Source organism: Saccharicrinis carchari (assembly GCF_900182605.1).
GTDB classification, from domain to species: Bacteria; Bacteroidota; Bacteroidia; order Bacteroidales; family Marinilabiliaceae; genus Saccharicrinis; species Saccharicrinis carchari.
Window position 1 is genome coordinate 533,893 of sequence record NZ_FXTB01000002.1, and the last position, 18,984, is coordinate 552,876.

The window sequence follows — 18,984 nt, forward strand, 5'->3', positions numbered from 1 at the left end:
TGCGAATTGAAGTAATCTTTTACCAATTTAATGTTTTATTTTGATATGATGATAGCTTGTAAGTAGTTTATAATCATTCTAAAAAACTGCGTATATGGTTTTATATTTGTAATAAAGTACACCGTGTCGTTGGCACCATTTTAATAGTATATTTATTTATTGGATGTGCGCGTATTAAGCCATTTTTAAAACGCTATCGGCCTTAGCCTTGTTTTTAAGCAGTAGGTAAATGATGAACAAATTGATTGCGGCCAATACCACAAAAGCCACAAAGCCCCGTGCATAACCAATATGGCCGTATCCTTCTACAATAGCACCCATTATGGGGGGTAGGGCAAAACCGCCAAAAGCGCCCAATCCACCAATCCATCCTGCGGCACCTCCAACGGCTTTAGGCACATAAACCGGAACAAGTTTAAATACAGCCGCATTGGCTATGCCCATCCCTGATGCAAGTAATAAAACGGCAATCATGCTTATGGTAATGGAATGGCCAAATGATAAGATGGATGAGGCAAGCAGTATGGCAACCATAGATAGCATTGCAACTTTTTCGCCGCCAAGCTTATCTGCAATAGAACCGCCGGGAATACGGATGGCAGAAGCAAAGATGGAGAAGATAGCGGTAAACAAACCGGCTTTTATAGGTTCAAACTCTTGATAAATGCCCCAATAGGTAGGAAACCAAGCTGTTAACGCCAAAAAGCCACCAAAGGTTGTAAAATACAGTGCAACCAATGCCCAGGTATTTTTAATTTTCGCCGAATTAATCAGGCTGTCCTTAACACCTCCTAAAGGAAACATTTCCTGACCTTTTTGTGCAGCTTTTTCTTTTGCATGTTCACCGGACATTCCTTTTCTGCGGTATTGAAAATAATAGGCATCCACAGCGAGTAAACCATAAAGTAGTGTACCCAGCAACAAAAACAGAAACCAGGCAAAGTAGGCCGAAATAAAACCATAATAGCTTAAATAAATAGGAAGTACCACGGAAAAAATACCGGGAGCCAGATTTCCTATACCGGCAAAAGTACCCAAAGCCAAACCCTGCTTATTACGAGGAAACCAGTACGAGGTTTGCCCTATACCTACTGAAAAAGTAGCGATGCCACATCCACTCAAAAAACCAAAAACCAAAATAAGCGGATACAAACCCTCCAAACCATGGGGGTAGTTGGTGGCCAAAAGTAGGGTTACACCACCCAACCCTATCACACTAAGTAACATGAGGATAAAAAAAGGTTTTTTACCTCCCGTAGTATCCACCCAGGCTCCAAAAGGAATACGCAACAACGAACCCGATAGTGCCGGTATGGCAATGAGCAGCCCCAGCATCAGGGGCGTTAAATCCATCGCTTCTTTAAACTTAATGGCGGTAGGTCCGTAAAGTGCCACAGCGGCAAAACCAAAAAAGAAACCCATGGTGGTTCCCGTTAGTCCTCTTTTACTGTTTCCTTTAATTTTCATGATGTTGGCTTTAGATTAGTACATCTAAATTTATAAAATTTAAAGGGGATAGCTCAATGATTTCTAATTTTTTAGAGGGTAAAAAGGAATTTCAAGCAGGCTTTCGGGCTACCCGTCTTCCAATACATCCGGAACGAAACCTTTAGTCTGGCATTTTAATTTATGGGCAATAAGGAAACCCTATACAGAAGCCTGCCTCTTATGTGGTTGGCGACAACAGCCCTAGCAGTATTGGTTGGCATGGGAGTGCCAGTTTTGTGTAGATTGATTCGTGATATATAAAGAAAGGACTTGCTATCAAAGGGGCTTGTATCCTTTCTGTATAGGGCAGGTTTAGTTCTAAAATACGTTATATGTGTCTCTTTTATTTATATAGAATATAAAAAGATGTTAATGTCTTCTAATTGACTAATATTCTTTGTAACTTGTGTCGACCGTCTGAGAAATAGAGCTTTAGAACACCCTGTTTAATTAATATAGGTAAAAACGCAATGGTCAAATTCTCCCGCACCAAGTGTATATTCCATAATATAGGCTGCATCAGGGGAAGTCCCCTTTAATGTAGTTCATCCAAATTCATAAATGGTTTTCATCAGAAAATTTTTAAGGCACCTCACACCCTTTTGTATTGTATCGATATGGTTCCTGCCGGAAAGGTCGATTCTTCCAATATTATTTAACTCTCCCAATAAAGGGTATTGTTTCTTCTTTAAATAAAATCATCATGAAAACACTTTTTACTATTATTATCGTATTATTTTTATTTGCTTCCAGCGAGGCAAAGGTTGTTTACCTGAACAATGAACTCTCCGCACCGGTTATTTCCGAGAATTTATACACCAACTGGGCTGATGCTTATGCCGCTGTTTCTGCCGGCGATACCATTTATGTGTATGGTTCTAACTTTGACCATGGACATGTTAGCATTTCTAAAAGATTAACCATAATTGGTCCAGGTTACTTTTTAGATGAGAACCTCGAAACTCAAGTAGAAAAAAAAATGGCGCTTTTTAATTCGATTTCTCTTGAAACCGGCTCGGATGGTTCTGTATTTATGGGAGTTTCGTTAACAAGCAATGTATATGGTATAAAATTTAATAATATTGTAGAGAATATAACTATAGCAAAATGTTATATCTCTAATATAAGTTTTACAATATACAATGAATATGTTTATAATAACATCATCATAAAAGGATGTTACTTCTATTCTCGATTAGATGCAAATAATAACTACAACGGAGTTTTATCGAATTTGGTTTTTGCTAATAATATTATTAATGGAAGTTTTAGCGTAAATGAAGGATCATCGGGAATAATTTCCAATAATATATTTTTACATAATACATTAAATTTTGGAACATCATCCTCGTTTGAGATTTACAACAATATTTTTCTAAATACCAACACCAATAACTTTACTATCCAACCGCTCCCCGATGCCGCGGTGCATCATAACATCTCCCTGACTGGTGCTTTCGGAAACGACAACAACAACTTTATCGCACCGCTGAGCACACTTTTCAATACCGACGAGAATGCATCTACCGATGCCAAATACCAGTTGTCCCAAAACAGTCCGGCTAAAGGAGCGGGCAGTAATGGTTCAGATATCGGTGCCTTTGGCGGTCCTGTTCCGTATCGCTTATCGGGCTTGCCCAACCTGCCCAATATTTATGAGCTCTCTACCACCGGCCTGGTTTCCGGCGACGTATTGCCCGTTCATATAAAAATCAAACAATAAAAAGAAGGGGCAAACCAATGAAACGATATATATACATATTGTCCTTGTTTTGGGCAATTATAATGCATGTATCCGCACAAAATGTAACCCGGCTCGAATATAGCATCGATGCCTTTGTTGCGGAAGGAAAAGGAACCCCGCTGACTATTACCGGCGATAAAACGGAGGTAAATTCTTCTTTTGACATAGATATTTCCAACCTCGGGACAGGGGTGCACAGCATCTATTTCAGGTCGATGAACCAGAATGGTATTTGGTCCTTTCCCGTTAAAAAATCATTTTATATTGCCGAGGAGCCTATCACAGAGGGTATTGTGGCTATGGAATATTCAATAGATAAGAGGGTAAAAGAGGGGAGCGGTGAGCTGATAATGTTCGACGAAGCCTCCAATTGGATAAACAATAAAATGGATGTTGACATTGCACAGCTCGAAGCGGGCATACACAATATTTATTTTCGTGCCAAAAACAAACTGGGTACCTGGTCGTTGCCGGCAAGCAGGGCTTTTGTGGTGGTTGCACCGGAAACGGCCAAGGTTGAAAAGATTTTCTACCGGTTTTTTAACGAAGCGTACAAGGGAAGCTGGATGACCGCCGATGTTGATCCGGCACAAGGGCAGGTGGATTCAACTTTGGCTACTTCTGTGGCGGCATTGGCATTGGAGCAACAATACTCGGTTGAATTCTTTGCGCAAAATGATGCCGGGGTGCGGGGATTGCCTGCTTTTTATTCGCCCATCGATTTACGGGTGAATAAGGCACCACAAAGGCTGCACAATGCGCTATCCATTACCGTGATAGCCGGCAAATCGGGCGGTATTGCTATGGATACCGTTTTTACCGATGCGGACTTTGTTTATGGCGACAGTCTGGTTTATAAAATTCCGAATGCCGGAAGTATCGGCTTATCCGTCTTTAGTGAATGGACAAGCCCATCGCTGTTAAATATTGCCCCCGGTGAAGAGCACGAGGGCCAATACGACTTTTGGATAAAGGCAACTGACATACCCTGGGAAAGCGACAGCGTTAATGTACTACTGACCGTAACGAGTGCTACCGGGCTTTATTCAAAATCGAGGGATAAACATTTTAGTATTTATCCAAATCCCACAAAATCGTTTGTTACCATTAAACTTCACAGTAACAGCCTGGCAGCCGATGGTTACAATCTGAAACTTTACAACAGTATGGGGCAGTTACTTAAAACAGAATACGTTAACGATCCTGAACACCAATTGCATTTTCAGGATTATGCCAAGGGCTTGTATTATATAGTATTGCAAAACAACGCGTTTAGGGCGAGACAAAAAATTCTACTTAAGTAAAGGATAAAAGATTGTTTGCCCTGCCTATTGGCGGCGTGGAACGTTGTTCTTTGAGCAATGTTCCACGTAGTCAGTAGTTTGGGATAGTTACTTGAGGATAAATTGATTAAAAAAATTAGATTATGAAAAAGGTTAAGTTTATAATTTTAGCAGTTATAATCCTTTTGGGAATTACCATTGTAGGTTGTAAAAAAGATAATGATACCAATCCGGATATCGGTAAGGGTACGATGACAGCAAAGATTGACGGTAAAAATTTTTCTTCCACAAGTGAAGCGTCTGCGCGATATATTGAAGGTGTATTGCTGATTTCCGGGGTTAGCAAAACCGGTCAGATACAGCTATCTGTATATAACACTACAAAGGCAACAGGAAACTTTCAGATTGCAGATGGCAGTACAAATATGGGTATCTATATACACAGTAAAGATGTCAATGAAAATTATTACAGTTATGTGGATAATGGAACCGGAAATATTAAAATTATTGAATTTACCGGCAATGATGTAAAGGGGACCTTCCATTTTACGGCCGGTAATATCAATGGCGGCTCGGTAAATATTACCGACGGAACTTTTGATGTGAAAATTATAGCTACTGATATAAGCTACAATTAACAACCGGGTAATTATCCATTAGGATTTTTGAGCTATAGTGATTCGCAGGATTAATCGATAAAGACGTAAAATATCCTTTTGGATCGATTCGCTTAAATGATGATGTAAAGGACTTATATATTAACGATTTACAAACTTTAAAAAACCAGGAAATCATGAAAAAAACAATAGTATTTATATTAATTTGCTTTTTGTATGTGCCGGTTCATTTTACAAATGCGCAAATCAAATCCGATAAAAGAAGCGATGTGAAGATTCGGATGGAAAAAATAAAAGAGAAATGTAAAGACCTTCCGCTGGACGAACGTATTCGCGTGAGTGTTGCACGGTTTTCGGCCACAGCAAGTAACGCCCCAAGCGTATTGGGCGAGAACATGAGTACCATGTTTACCAATGCATTAAGCCAGGTGAATTGTTTTAACGTACTGGAAGAACAAAAAAACCTGGAGGACATGACAGGCGAAATTGATGCCTCCGGCTCAGAATATTTCGATGCCACAACCGGTATAGAAAAGGGCAAGATGAAGCTGGCACAATTAATTGTAACGGGCGAAGTTACCGAATATAACGACGCATCTACCGGTACAAAGGTGCTGGGTATCGGCGGGTCTGTATCAAAAGCAAGAATAGGGTTTATCCTAAAGATTATAAATCCGCGGACGCGCGAAATCCTTAAATCCACAAGCATCAATACCGAAAGTACCAAAGGCAAGTCGTTTAGGGTTAGTTTTATATCTAAAAGTGTCAGCTCAAACCCTGCTGTTGCCGACGCATTGGAGAAGGGAATTATCGCGGCTACAGAGTATCTTGCCGATGAATTGGATAATATCCCCTTACCATCGGATGAGGAACTGAACTCCAACTTTACAACACTGGAGGTTCATGGCGTATCTTTTTCCGGGAAAAGTACATTTCTTAACCTGATAAAAAACAATAGTGCTGTAGTAAAGGCCGAACTAGCCAGATATGCCGATAATACGGCTATTTATTCGGTAAGGCATACCGGCAGTACCGATGAATTAGCCACCATGATTGATGCCAATTATGGCGAGCAATACGAAATTACCGGGGTTCAGTCAGGTAAAATAGAGGTTAAAATGAAATAGGCAGCACAAACAAAAAGTAACCGTCATGATACAACTACGCGCATTAATCTCAGCTTGCTTATTCTTGTCTGCCCTCGTAATTAGTGGACAAACAATAGAGGATAATCTGCAATTCCTGAAAGATAATATTGGTTCGGTGCAGGGTAAGAAAACCGAATACCAACAAACATTCAGCTACGATGTAAACAATAACTTATTGCTGTCGCTGGTCATAGTTAACACTCAAAAAGGGGAGGAGCGCACCCGGCAGGTTAACGCCCTGGATTTGAATCCTTATCAAATACAGTTTGATCCCCATAAAGAGTGGGTAAAGATTACGGCCGGAGTATATGGGGGCAAGCGCCTGGTAATGGTAAAGGAAGATGGCGAGGTAAAGCACTACGATAAGCAGTTAGAGTTTTATGCACCGGGGATTGAACAAGCCCGCAAGCTTACCGATGCTCTGAAATCGGTGGCCCAATATGCCAAGGATCATATTCCCGATGCCGTGCCTGTTGACAATAATATGGCCGTCTTACTCGATGCCTTGCGAACCGGCATTACCAACGTGATGGTGGGCGGCGAAACCTATGCACAATCCTTTAATTTTGATGCGCAGAATAATCATATAGCTACTTTTGTGTTGGACGGTGCAAATGGCGACAAAATAGAGAGGTATACGGTGAACCTGTCAGATATAAACCCGCACAAAATCGATTTCGATACCAAACGTAATAAGGTGGTGTTGCCGCTAACAACAAAGGGAGGACGCAAGTTAATTGCATATTCCGAAAACGGTGAAACGGGTAGTTACACCCATGAATTGCAATTGTTGACGGCTACCGTGGAGCAGGCGCGCTTGCTGGCTGCACAAACAAAAGCACTGGTACATCTGGCAGAAAGCCGTGCAACAGAAGATTATACCACTTATAATTACGAAAAATGTGTACAGGTGCTAAACCACGAAGTTGGCGATGTGGTCATTAATCAGGATGCTTACGAGCAGGTATTTGCGATACAAGCCAACAATGGATCCGTGTTCACTTATTCGGTAGTTGATGTGTCGGAGGGTGAAAAAAAGGAATTTACGGTTAATGCGGCCGATCTGGGCAAGATACCTGCGACCTACGACACCAATAAAAACAGCGTTTTTGTAAAGCTTGCGGTTGCCGGAGACAGGGATCTGGTGCTGGAGAAAACAGATGGCACAAAATCCGATTACAAGAGTAGCCTGAAGATACGGGCACCGGATATTGAAACAGCACGACGCTTGGCTGGTGTTTTTACACGCTTTACTGCCTTAGCGCTGGAAAAAATGAACGCTGAAATTGCATTTGCTTCGGTGGTAGAAGCACGAACCTACGTATTGGAAAATATTGGCGAGGTGGTGGTAGATACCGATACGTACCGGCAAACGATGGCGCAAAAAAGCGAAGATGATTGCCTGTACAGTTTGAACGTGGAAGATATTTCTGACGACAAACGGTTTGAATATCAGTTTAACCTGAAAGATGTGGACGCGAACAAAATACAGTTTTTGACCCAAAAGGGGGAGGCACTGCTTACCCTGGCCATAAAAGGAGGCAAGGATCTGGTGCAGGTATTTGAGAATGGCGAAGCCGATAAGTTTACCCATGAGGTGTTCATCAAAACCCTTGACCTGGAACAAGCACGCAGATTAATGACGGGCTTACGCATGATGGCCGATGCTTGCAACCCATAGGGTGTTGTATAGCGTAGTTTTATACAAGCTTTTTTTGCTCCTTAACTTGGATAAGCCAAAACTATTATTGGCCTCTCCGGGATAGCGTTATAACAGTTGTACCTGCCGATGCAAGCAACCGAAAAATAGAAAAATAATAAATACGACACGCGGTCAAGAATCTTCCCACCGGCCTAATTGATCACGAAGACTTTTTAGGGCTCTTTTTTTATGTGTTTTCACGGTATTAACCGAGATGTTCAGGTCTTCTGCAATTTCTTTTTCCTTCCAATTATTGATTACACTTAATTCAAATACCTTACGCCCTTGCTCCGGCAGGTTTTCAATGGCTTTGTAGAGCCTATGGTGTACATTTTCCTCTACTACGGTTTCCTCAAATGTTTGTTCACTTAAATTGCTCAGGATTTTTTCGTGGTGATCTTCTTTTCGTTTAGTGTTACGTACATGATTAAACACGGCATTACGAACCGATGTATAAAGGTAGGATTCAAATGAACCTATTTCTGTAATCTGTGCTCTCTTTTCCCAAACCTTTGTAAACACCTCTGCTACAATGTCTTCAGATACCATCATATTGTTGATGTATTTCATAGCTACACCAACAAGTTTAGGATAGAAATCTTCAAATATCTCCTTAAAAACCCTTTCATCTCCTTGGGATATTTTAGTGATATGTTCCTGTTTGATGTTAAGCATAGATTCTGTCAAAAATAGATAAAAAATTAAGACTCATCCAAAATCAAAGATAAAAGAATGGTTTTAGCGAATTGGTTATTGGAAGAACTAAATTGTTATAGATATTAACTTTATTATACGAAAATGTAATTTAATGTCACCCCAAATTAATAAGTTGGTGTGTATCTAATATAAATCGGTATCATATGGATAATAGAAAAAAGATATATTCCTTAATTTATAAGCACCTTATCCGGCAGGCCAGCGATGATGAACTAAGGGATTTAGAGTTATGGCGTAAGCAAGATGCGAGTAACGAAGCCATGTACCAAAAGATTATTAAACATGAGCGCATCAATGCTTCTTTCAAGGTATATACATCTGTAGATACGGATGCCGCATTTACAAAAATAATGGCTCCTAAAGGAAAGAAGAAGGGCTTATTATTAACTTTCTTAAAATATGCAGCGGTTATTGCCATCCCAATTGTGTTAGGGCTAAGTATCTGGTTATTATCTAAACAACAGCAAGCTAGTGAAAGTATTAGTGAAGTGATTGTGCCCGTGAGTCAAAAAGCGCTGGTTGTGCTTAGTGATGGGAGTACAGTGGAGTTAGCTAATGAAAACTCCAGCGTACTGCTGAAGGAAGAGGGGGTTGTAGTAGGAAAAGATTCTTTGAATACTTTAGCATATACTTTCGTAGAGTCTAATGAGTTGATATATAACACTATAAAAATTCCCTATGGGGGCGAGTACCATTTGATATTAAGTGATGGCACAAGGGTGTGGTTAAATTCTGGTTCTAGTTTAAAATTTCCGGTCAATTTTATAGGGGAAAAAAGAGAAGTTTCTTTGCAAGGCGAGGCTTATTTTGAGGTGGTACGCAATAGCGAGAAACCATTTATTGTTCGCACCGGCCATTCAACTACCCGGGTGTATGGTACTTCCTTTAACGTGATGTGTTATGAAGATGATATGGTGGAACAAGTAACACTAATTGAAGGAAAAGTAGGATTTAACATTAATGGCAAACAGACTTTGTTACATCCGGGTCAGCAGGTGGAGCTATCCTTGAACAATTCAAAAGTCGAAGTAAAAAAAGTGGATACATCCATCTATACATCATGGACAGGCGGTGTATTAAAATTTAAGAATATGCCAATTAGAGAATTAGCCAAAAAACTGACACGTTGGTATGATGTTGATTTTTATTTTGCCAATAGTTCTGTGGAAGAGATAAACTTTACGGGGAGAATCGAGAAAACTGCCGATTTTAAATATTTTATGAGTTTAATAGAAAAAACAACCAATGTGAAGATATCTGTTGATGGCCGAAACGTAATGATAGAAGAAGTAAAATAAAAACCAAAGAATGCGCAAAACATTCTTTGGTCAATTAATTTAAATATTTGGGTTTGAGCCTTCGAAACTTAACCCAAAAGTATTAATCCTTAGCTACAAATGTATGAAAAAAAATCAGAAGTGGCATTCGCTCCTTTTAGAGCTCCCTAAGCCACGAAAATTATTGTTGACTATGCGAATTAGTTTTATTTTATTGTTTACCATTTTAGTTCAGGCTGCAGCCAACGGACTTGCCCAGAAAGTGCATCTTAATCAGACCAAACTCACTTACGAGCAATTATTTGATAAGATTGAAGCACAAACTGGAATAGCAACGCTGTTGAGTAATCGTGAGCTTGACCTACAGGAGCAAATTGTGATTGAGGGTCAGGATTTTGAGTTGAAAGAGCTATTAGATGTGGTGACCGGGAACACCGAGCTAACCTATGAGTTAGTGGATAATTATTTAATTATAAGACCATTAACAGCACAGGAGAAGACAAATATCAAAAATGCGCAGCAACCCGAAGAGAAAAAGATTACCGTAAAAGGTTCAGTTGTTGATTCTAAAGGCGAAGCATTAGTAGGGGTTAATGTTATTGTAAAAGAAACAAGGAGAGGAAGCATTAGTGATGTTGATGGTAATTACATTGTTACTGTTGATTCGGATGCCACCTTGCTGTTCAGCTTCATTGGAATGAAGGATCAAGAGGTATCCGTGCAAGGAAGAACAGTGATAGATGTGATTATGCAGGATGATGTAGAAGCGTTAAGTGATGTGGTAGTAACGGGATATTACGAGCGTGATAAAAGCACTTTTACAGGAGCAGCAGAAACCTTTTCAGGTGCCGAATTAAGGACGATTTCAACCTCTAATGTAATTCAGTCCATTGGCATACTTGACCCTTCTGTTGTTGTAATGGATAATAATATTATGGGGTCGAATCCCAACCATATACCCGAAATTATTATTAGGGGTACAACCTCATTAAATGCCTCCAATGAAGCCGGAATTAATTCACCACTCATAGTTTTAGATGGGGTGGAAACCACTATCAATGCTTTGTATGACATGGATATCTTTGAGATAGAATTGGTTACGATACTTAAAGATGTTTCGGCCACTGCCTTATATGGTGAGCAGGCATCCAATGGGGTTATTTTGATAACACGCAAAAAAACATCACAAAAGGAAGTACGCGCATCTTATAATTTCTCGGGTACGGCAGATTTTGCCGATTTGAGTCAGTATTCATTGATGAATGCGAGCCAAAAGCTTGAACTGGAACGTTTGGCAGGACTATACGATAGCCCCAATGGTGCATTGGATATTGAATACAATGAGAAACTGGCAAAGGTAAACAGCGGAATTGATACGGATTGGATAGCTAAACCATTACGTAATGCATTTTCGCAAATGCACACATTTAACGTAACCGGAAGAGGTTCTGGCATGTCGTACGGTATAAATGGCCGTTACGGACACACGAATGGTGTGATGAAGGATGACTTCAGAAAGAATATGAGTTTAGGTTTTTATTTCTCCTATAATCATAAGCAGAAATTAATAGCCACTTTTAGGGCCGATTATGACCAATTAAATACGCAAGCATCCAAGTATGGATCTTTTAATGATTATACCAGAGCTAACCCTTATGATGCACCCTACGATGAGGATGGCGAATTGGTGAAAGAGCTTTCGTATGGCTTAAATAATCCACTGTACGAGGCTTCGTTGTCCTCTTTTGGTAAATCAAAAACAAAAGTATTAACAACTTCACTGAATTTACGATGGAATATCAAGCCCGGCTTTTATATCACAAGTAATGGTTATGTGAGCAGCAACGATGTTCGAGCGGATAGCTTTTTGTCGCCTAACTCAAATACTTTTATTGCTGTTACCGATCCGGCTAAAAAAGGTTCTTATTCATTAAATGCGACTGATGATTATAATTTTTATCTAAAAGCGGCACTTAATTACAATAAAAATCTGGATGGGGAAGGTTCCATGTTATCTTTTAACCTTGGTGGTGAAACAAGGAAAAACAATACAGATCCGTATGGCTTTATTGCTCAGGGCTTTTTTAACGACATGTCGACAGATATGTCTTTTGCAACTCAATTTCCTGAAGGTGCAAAGCCAAGTGGCCAGCCGCTGGAAAGCTCAAGTATTGGTATTTTCTCGGCTGTAAACCTGACTTATCGTAACCGCTATTTTATGGAAGGATCTTACCGGATATCAGGCTCCTCAAAATTTGGCACCAATAAACGATACGCTCCGTTTTGGAGTATCGGTGCAGGATGGAATTTGCACAAAGAAAGTTTTCTTGATTTTGAATGGATTGATATTCTTCGCTTAAGGGGTAGCTACGGACATACCGGAAGCATTAATTTTTCGCCATATCAGGCCATAACCACTTATAGGTATTCTTCGGAGTTATCCAGCATGTATGGATATGGTGCCAGTCCAATTACAATGGGTAATGAGGATTTAACCTGGGAAACCACTAAAAGCACAAACCTCGGATTAACATCTACCTTTTTAAATAACCGCCTAAACTTAAATGTAGATGTGTATAAAAAGGTAACCATCGATATGATTGTACCCATTTCAATGCCTCCATCAACAGGTGTGGATGTGGTGAATAATAATGTTGGAGAACAGGAGAATGAAGGTTTTGAAGTCGCATTATCGTACATGCTTATTAACAAGAAGGACATCAACTGGAGACTAGGAGCCAATGCCTCACGGAATAAAACAACGCTTATTGATATTGGCAATACCCTTCGGAAACAAAACGAGGTAAATGCCTCAAACATGATATCCACCTCGCCATTAACCATGTTTGTAGAAGGCGAATCACCTACCATGCTGTATGCCGTGCCTTCTGCGGGCATTGACCCAGCAACGGGCCGGGAAATATTTATTAAAAAAGATGGATCATACACTTATCAATATGATCCGAAAGATAAGGTGGCCATAAATGATCGTAACCCAAAATTGAGAGGGGCTTTGTCATCATACCTTACCTATAAAAAATTCACATTAGGTATCAATATGACTTATTCACTTGGGGGATATATTTATAACTCAACCAGAGCGAGTAAAATTGAACAAATAAACCCCATGTTTAATGCGGACTCAAGAGCCTTTACCGATAGATGGAAAGAGCCGGGTGATGTGGTGGATTACATAACCATTGTGGCCAACGAAGATGGGATTGTGAATAACTATCACTCCAGCAGATTTGTGGAGAAAGAAAATTATTTAAACGCCTCGTCCATAAGTTTAAATTACGAATTTGATAGGGCTTTTGCCAATAAAATTGGATTCAGACGATTGAGTGCAGGTATGTTTATTAATAATGCGTTCCAGTTGTCAACTGTAGCACAGGAGAGAGGCTTGAGGTATCCTTTTGCCAGAGGATTTGGTTTCACTCTAAGTTCAACCTTCTAAAAATGATTAGTATGAAAAATATTTTAATACAAATAACAATTGCCATAGCTATCCTGACATTGGTTTCGTGTGATGATTTTTTGGACATTAATCCGGAATCAGAGGTGGTAAACGATGATATGTTTTCTAATAAAAGAGGAATAGAAGACGCTATATATGGTTTGTATGGTAAGATGAAGTCGCCTACTTTATATGGTGAAAATCTGGCCTGGGCTTATACCGAAGTATTGGCACAAAACTATAATGGGCCCAATGCACTTCCATATAACGATATTGAAAATTATAATTTTGAGGATGCTAAAAGTGATTTGGGGAGTATATGGCAAAAAGCTTATGAAGTTATTGGGCATGCCAATAATATCATTGTAAACCTGGAGGGCAAAGAGGCGGAATCCTACGAGTTATATCATTTGTATCTGGGCGAAACATACGGTATCAGGGCTTTTCTGCATTTCGACCTTATTCGTTTGTTTGCACCGCACATAGAACAAGAACCTGAAGTAAAAGGTATTCCGTATGTAAAGAGTTATTCCTTCGAACATACGGACTTCTCAAGTGTCTCCGCTGTATATGATTTTATTATACAGGATTTAAAAAAGGCGCAGGAATTATTAAAGGCAGATGATGAGTATGTGCAGTATCCCAGAATATTGGCATCGGAATTAAACGAAGAATTTTTGATGGGCCGTCAATTGCATTTTAATTACTATGCGGCCACGGCTACTCTTGCAAGAGTTTATTGGATGAAAGGTGATTTGGAGAAGGCTAAAACAGAAGCATTAAAAGTAATAAATTCCACTAAGTTTCCTTTGGTAAAGAAAGATGAGATTGTGAATTTGATTGCCGGGCATCTCTCACCAAAGGAATCAATATGGGGCTTATTTTCCACGGATTACTTTAACACAACAGAAACAAGATTGTATCAATCTACCTCTTGGGCCTCCTTTTCGCCTTATGACCCAAGTAGTGGAGGTAGTTATTTAATGCCATACAAATCAGTGTATGCACAGTACCAGGGCGAAAATCATGGAAACGATGCACGTTTAGGATGGTTTAGGCCCGCTGTTGAAGGCGGCATATCGCCTAACTGCCTGAAAGTAGTAGATGTAAAAAGGATTAATTCCGGAGAAGGATCGGATGCAGGGAAGGAGCTGATAGAAGGCATTAGCATGATTCGTATACCGGAGATGTATTATATTGCTTCTGAAGCCGAACTGGAGGCCGGGAATACAGAGATGGCAACACAGCTGATTGATGAAGTATTGCAATCCAGAGGAATGACCAGGTTGGCCGATCGTATCCCTGCACTAACACTTGATATAGATTTATTGTACAATGAACGTCATAAAGAATTGTTTGGAGAGGGACAACGCTGGTTCGAGATGAAAAAGAAAAACATGGATATTGTTTCGAATGCCGAAAATAAGATTATTCCTGCTTCGAATGATGTGTACGTGCTGCCAATTCCTATTGAAGAATATGAATATAGAAATGACTAATTTTTCAATGTGTAGTAATGCCGGGTGCGGGTTTATCTAATCAACCGGCCTTTAAATGTCATTTAAAATAAACTTTAAACATGAAAATACAAGTATTAAATATATGGATTAGCATCGTCATGATTATTGGATTTTCAGCATGTGAAAATACCGATTATCTAAAATACGATCTGGAGCAGAAAGATGGGGTTTTTCTTAATTACACGGAAGAATCCGATTCAATGTTTTACAATTTTGGATTTTACGAAATTACAGAGAAAACAATTGAAGTGCCTGTTAATTTAATAGGCATGCCACGTGGGTATGACCGCGAATTTAGTTTGTCCGTAAGCAACGAACGTTACGCGGATGAATCTGCGGTTGCAGCCACCGAAGACTACTATGAAATACCTCAGAAAGTACTTCTTAAAGCTGATTCAATAAGTGCAATGGTGCCCGTTAAACTTATCAGACATCCGGATCTGGAAAATGTAAGGGCGATTATCACATTCAATATTGAAGCTACAGAGGATTTAGATGTTAAAGGACATGCTGAATTTACCATCACTTTTGATGATAAAACACCGGAAGAACCTAACTGGTGGACCGCATTCGACATGGGGGAATTCACTAAATTTAAAGGGCAATTGTTCTACCGTTATTTCTGGGAAATGGAGCAAAATCAAAAATCTATTTATGATGCGATTGTTAAGCGTTGGGGTAAGTTCCTGGATATAGAGCCTAATAATTGGGGTGATAATCCGCTGTTTGTTTATTATATCTCATTTAATAAATATGTGAAGCTGCGTATGTGGGAATATTCGGAGGCGCATCCCGAATTAGAATTAAACATTCAAAAACCAACTATTTAATTTAAAATCCAGAATGTTATGAAAAACTATATATTTTTATTGTTATTGCTTTTCTTTGCATATTCCTGCGCCAAAGATGATTCTTCGTTATTATATCCTGTAGATAATCCAGATTTTTCATTTATTTCTATCTCATCGCCTACCGATAGTTTAAGTGTTGATTTTGGTCAGGAGTTTGAATTTACACCCGAAGTAACACAGAAAATAAAAGGCAAAAGCCTTGTTTATGAGTGGTCTGCATGTTTAAAAAAGGATGGCGTAAAAAATGATTCCATAGTTATCGGACATACGCAAACGCTTCAGTACGCATTTGAAAAAATGGGAACCTACGACTTGCGTTTGGAGGTTAAGAATGAAGATTACAGCGAGTTTTATACCTGGCATGTTGATGTTCGTGTTTATGACGAAGGATACATGGTGGTTGGAATGAATGAAGCTGGGCAAGCAAATATTGCCTTTGCCCGTATTTTATCCTCAACAGATGTACTTGAAGGCAAGGAGCTGACTTTTGTGTCCGATCTGATTGGAAAAGTTAATCCTGAGTTTGATATCCGGGATGTTATCCATGTAAGAAAATCGATTCTTGCCTGGGGGAGTAGCGATGCCTATCTATTTATTTTTTGCAAGGATAATATTTATATCGCAGATCCATTGACGTTCGAAATTTTTGCTGCCGTAGATGTGGGCGGTACAATACCTGGTGCCAGGATATCAAAAGTTTCGATTATGGATACCTACACTACAGGCGGTACTATATTTACAGAAGATGGTCGGAATTTATCTTTCCAGAAATTAGAAATGTTGCTCTACGAGAGTGTAAACATTTCAGGTACATACGATGGTTTTTATGGTAATCTGTTTTATACCAGGGGTTCAAATATGGATCTTGCCTATGTTAATGTAGATTATCAGGCATCTAAGATTTGGACCACGATATTTTATCATGCCGGCAGTATGCCTGTTAATAATACCACGAACAATGTTGAACCTTATGAAGATGATTTCAGGCCTAATGACTATGCGGGACGTGACATTGTAACCGTTGGGCGAATGAATGGAGATTACTTTGGGGGAACCAACACTAATTTTTGGGCAATTGCAACAGATAAAACAAATGCTAAAGATGTAAAAATTGTTGAGTTTGGAGCAGATTACGCGGCAGGTATCAGCACAATAAACGCTTATGAGTATGTAGCCGATGAAGAAATCACTTTGCCTATGCACACTGAATTGATAGCAAATGCCAGATATGCTTCTATGTATTACAGTAAGGGTGGTGAAATATTTATTTGGTATCCCGGTAATATACCACCTCATAACCATTTGCCAAAAACGGCTGCAATTACTTTAGATGGTAATAAAGAGGTAACATGTATGTCGGTAAGTTATGATATGCGCGAGTTGTATGTCGGGGTCTACGATTCAGATGCAACAGGCGATTTGAAAGGTAGCTTGTATATCTACAATTGTGCAGATATTGGTTCGGCTGCTAATTTGCAACCGACCCGAAAGTTTGAAAATATTACTTCGCGCCCCGTTCAGGTGCTTTATAAACCAGAGGCATGGGGTATATATAATTCGGGCGATTAATCAAATTCAGTAATCCAATTACAGCTTGTTTTTTAGCCTGTAATTGGATTAACATTCTGCTTTACGCTCCAATATAAGGTTTGTAAAGCTTATAGTTCACCTATAGAATAAAAAAAACAAAGCCATTTCAGTCACAAAGGCAACAATCTGTAGTGGCTTGTTGCAAAAAACAAATTTTAATTATGAAGTTATTTATAACAGCAGTATTCTTATTTATTTCTATTACTGTTTGCAAAAGCAACGATAACAATAGTACTTGTAAAGTAAAAGTCAGTTTGGAAGATAGTTTAAGGATCAACGAAATGGAAATTTCTGTGATTCATCAGAAACTGGATGATAATCAATACTCATCCGAAATGTTTAGTATAAAACAAGGAGAGGAGTATAAGCTCAACATTGAAAGAACTTGTGGAGATTTTGATGTATTTTATTTTTATTTTGCACATAACGATTGGAGAGATTATGTTAATGTATATGTAGAAAAGGGTATTGAGCTGGAGTTGAATTTTTACGTGGAAAACAACCGGGTAAAGCTGGATAGGAGTAAAATTAACGACCAGAATGTTTTAGCACTTTTACAGTATGCCGACTTGTTAAACAAAACAGGGCGCGAAATATGGTATGGTGAATTTTCAAAAGCGGAGTTTCTTACCCGATCTGATATATACCTTGATAGAACAGAGGAATTCCTTACCAATACTAATGGTGTTAAGGATGATGTAAAAGCTTATCTTAGATTTCTGGGGCAAGCCAATTATTTAAGCGATATTGGTTCAATTCCTTATGCATATAAATTTAGATTTAAAGAAAGTGCACCGCTTGACTTTGATACCAAGCATAACGCCATTGATGTGTTTAATAGCCCTTTTGCAGAGTTTTATGGTAGTGCAGCCGGCATGATTGTTCGAGAAGTACAGAATCAGAAAGAATTAAAGGGGTTAACCGCGTTTAATTTAGCCAATCAACAGATAAAAATCGTTAAGGAAAGGGTAAATAACCCAACACTACAACAAGTAGCTATTGACATATTGCTTGAAGCTTTTAAAAAAGAATTTAAGGGTGATGTTAATTTCGAGAAAAAAATAGACGAATTTAAAAAGTTAGCACAGAATATTACCAACAAAGAGGAAAGAGAAAAACGGATTATGGAGGTGGAGAACCTTAAGTATTCAATGCCCGGCGCCGAGCTGCCTAACTTTTCAATGCTTGATGCCAATGGTAATTTAGTTAATTTAAGAGATCTTTTAAAAGGACAATATATTTATTTCGATCTATGGGCCTCATGGTGCAAGCCTTGTAGAAAAGAGATACCGGCCCTTAAGCAATTAGAAAAAGATTTTGAAGATAAAAATATTTTGTTTGTCGGTGTTTCTTCCGATAAAAAGGATAATATCTGGTTAAAAACATTAGAGAAAGAAGGACTGCATAATACCCAATTGTTGGATGTTGATAATAAACTAGGCAAAAGTCTTAATGTAACTGGTATTCCTCGATTTTTGCTATATGGTCCTGATGGCAAACTAATAAATAGTAATGCCCCGCGACCAAGTAATCCCCAAATACAACAATTTTTAAACAGATATGTACAATAAAATTCAAACGAGCCCCCGA

General features: G+C 39.0%; 13 protein-coding genes. 11 read left to right on the forward strand and 2 right to left on the reverse strand.

The window, feature by feature from the left end; genetic code table 11:
* Positions 1 to 174: 174 nt before the first annotated feature.
* On the reverse strand, positions 175 to 1,467 hold the full coding sequence (locus tag FN809_RS06580; RefSeq protein ID WP_142532695.1) for an MFS transporter: 1,293 nt from the start codon (positions 1,465 to 1,467) through the stop codon (positions 175 to 177).
* Positions 1,468 to 2,191: 724 nt separating this feature from the next.
* Between FN809_RS06580 and FN809_RS06585 the strand changes: the two genes are divergently transcribed.
* From FN809_RS06585 to FN809_RS06605, 5 genes are all read left to right on the forward strand, one after another.
* Positions 2,192 to 3,211, forward strand: coding sequence for a right-handed parallel beta-helix repeat-containing protein (locus FN809_RS06585; RefSeq protein WP_142532696.1), 1,020 nt, complete (start codon positions 2,192 to 2,194; stop codon positions 3,209 to 3,211).
* 17 nt (positions 3,212 to 3,228) lie between these two features.
* Positions 3,229 to 4,536 carry a T9SS type A sorting domain-containing protein gene (locus tag FN809_RS06590; protein WP_142532697.1) on the forward strand — a complete coding sequence of 436 codons (1,308 nt, stop codon included), beginning with the start codon at positions 3,229 to 3,231 and terminating at the stop codon, positions 4,534 to 4,536.
* A 122-nt stretch (positions 4,537 to 4,658) separates the two neighbouring features.
* Positions 4,659 to 5,153 carry a DUF6252 family protein gene (locus tag FN809_RS06595; protein WP_142532698.1) on the forward strand — a complete coding sequence of 165 codons (495 nt, stop codon included), beginning with the start codon at positions 4,659 to 4,661 and terminating at the stop codon, positions 5,151 to 5,153.
* Between the two features lie 155 nt (positions 5,154 to 5,308).
* Positions 5,309 to 6,259 carry a CsgG/HfaB family protein gene (locus FN809_RS06600; RefSeq protein ID WP_142532699.1) on the forward strand — a complete coding sequence of 317 codons (951 nt, stop codon included), beginning with the start codon at positions 5,309 to 5,311 and terminating at the stop codon, positions 6,257 to 6,259.
* Between the two features lie 25 nt (positions 6,260 to 6,284).
* Positions 6,285 to 7,961 carry a hypothetical protein gene (locus FN809_RS06605; protein ID WP_142532700.1) on the forward strand — a complete coding sequence of 559 codons (1,677 nt, stop codon included), beginning with the start codon at positions 6,285 to 6,287 and terminating at the stop codon, positions 7,959 to 7,961.
* Between the two features lie 153 nt (positions 7,962 to 8,114).
* Here FN809_RS06605 and FN809_RS06610 read toward each other — a convergent pair whose 3' ends face one another.
* Positions 8,115 to 8,657: an RNA polymerase sigma factor gene (locus FN809_RS06610; RefSeq protein ID WP_142532701.1), complete on the reverse strand. Its 543-nt coding sequence runs from the start codon at positions 8,655 to 8,657 to the stop codon at positions 8,115 to 8,117.
* Positions 8,658 to 8,842: 185 nt separating this feature from the next.
* On the opposite strand from FN809_RS06610, the gene FN809_RS06615 reads away from it, so the two are divergent.
* The 6 genes from FN809_RS06615 to FN809_RS06640 all read left to right on the forward strand — a co-directional run bounded on the left by FN809_RS06615 (position 8,843) and on the right by FN809_RS06640 (position 18,965).
* Positions 8,843 to 9,997 (forward strand): FecR family protein, encoded by a 1,155-nt coding sequence (locus tag FN809_RS06615; protein ID WP_142532702.1) that lies wholly within the window; start codon positions 8,843 to 8,845, stop codon positions 9,995 to 9,997.
* Between the two features lie 103 nt (positions 9,998 to 10,100).
* Positions 10,101 to 13,433 carry a SusC/RagA family TonB-linked outer membrane protein gene (locus FN809_RS06620; RefSeq protein ID WP_142532703.1) on the forward strand — a complete coding sequence of 1,111 codons (3,333 nt, stop codon included), beginning with the start codon at positions 10,101 to 10,103 and terminating at the stop codon, positions 13,431 to 13,433.
* A gap of 11 nt (positions 13,434 to 13,444) precedes the next feature.
* The gene (locus tag FN809_RS06625) at positions 13,445 to 14,932 is read left to right on the forward strand and encodes a RagB/SusD family nutrient uptake outer membrane protein (RefSeq protein WP_185957475.1); all 1,488 of its coding nucleotides are present in this window, start codon (positions 13,445 to 13,447) and stop codon (positions 14,930 to 14,932) included.
* Between the two features lie 80 nt (positions 14,933 to 15,012).
* A complete protein-coding gene (locus FN809_RS06630; RefSeq protein ID WP_142532705.1) occupies positions 15,013 to 15,783 on the forward strand; it encodes a DUF4843 domain-containing protein in 771 nt (256 codons plus the stop codon).
* Between the two features lie 18 nt (positions 15,784 to 15,801).
* On the forward strand, positions 15,802 to 17,373 hold the full coding sequence (locus FN809_RS06635) for a PKD-like domain-containing protein (RefSeq protein ID WP_142532706.1): 1,572 nt from the start codon (positions 15,802 to 15,804) through the stop codon (positions 17,371 to 17,373).
* A gap of 182 nt (positions 17,374 to 17,555) precedes the next feature.
* A complete protein-coding gene (locus FN809_RS06640; RefSeq protein ID WP_142532707.1) occupies positions 17,556 to 18,965 on the forward strand; it encodes a TlpA family protein disulfide reductase in 1,410 nt (469 codons plus the stop codon).
* Positions 18,966 to 18,984: the final 19 nt, after the last annotated feature.

Excerpts from the sequence above, each read along its gene's own strand:
- FN809_RS06580 (WP_142532695.1), bottom strand. The coding sequence starts at position 1,467 with ATGAAAATTAAAGGAAACAGTAAAAGAGGACTAACGGGAACCACCATG.
- FN809_RS06585 (WP_142532696.1), top strand. The coding sequence starts at position 2,192 with ATGAAAACACTTTTTACTATTATTATCGTATTATTTTTATTTGCTTCC.
- FN809_RS06590 (WP_142532697.1), top strand. The coding sequence starts at position 3,229 with ATGAAACGATATATATACATATTGTCCTTGTTTTGGGCAATTATAATG.
- FN809_RS06595 (WP_142532698.1), top strand. The coding sequence starts at position 4,659 with ATGAAAAAGGTTAAGTTTATAATTTTAGCAGTTATAATCCTTTTGGGA.
- FN809_RS06600 (WP_142532699.1), top strand. The coding sequence starts at position 5,309 with ATGAAAAAAACAATAGTATTTATATTAATTTGCTTTTTGTATGTGCCG.
- FN809_RS06605 (WP_142532700.1), top strand. The coding sequence starts at position 6,285 with ATGATACAACTACGCGCATTAATCTCAGCTTGCTTATTCTTGTCTGCC.
- FN809_RS06610 (WP_142532701.1), bottom strand. The coding sequence starts at position 8,657 with ATGCTTAACATCAAACAGGAACATATCACTAAAATATCCCAAGGAGAT.
- FN809_RS06615 (WP_142532702.1), top strand. The coding sequence starts at position 8,843 with ATGGATAATAGAAAAAAGATATATTCCTTAATTTATAAGCACCTTATC.
- FN809_RS06620 (WP_142532703.1), top strand. The coding sequence starts at position 10,101 with ATGAAAAAAAATCAGAAGTGGCATTCGCTCCTTTTAGAGCTCCCTAAG.
- FN809_RS06625 (WP_185957475.1), top strand. The coding sequence starts at position 13,445 with ATGAAAAATATTTTAATACAAATAACAATTGCCATAGCTATCCTGACA.
- FN809_RS06630 (WP_142532705.1), top strand. The coding sequence starts at position 15,013 with ATGAAAATACAAGTATTAAATATATGGATTAGCATCGTCATGATTATT.
- FN809_RS06635 (WP_142532706.1), top strand. The coding sequence starts at position 15,802 with ATGAAAAACTATATATTTTTATTGTTATTGCTTTTCTTTGCATATTCC.
- FN809_RS06640 (WP_142532707.1), top strand. The coding sequence starts at position 17,556 with ATGAAGTTATTTATAACAGCAGTATTCTTATTTATTTCTATTACTGTT.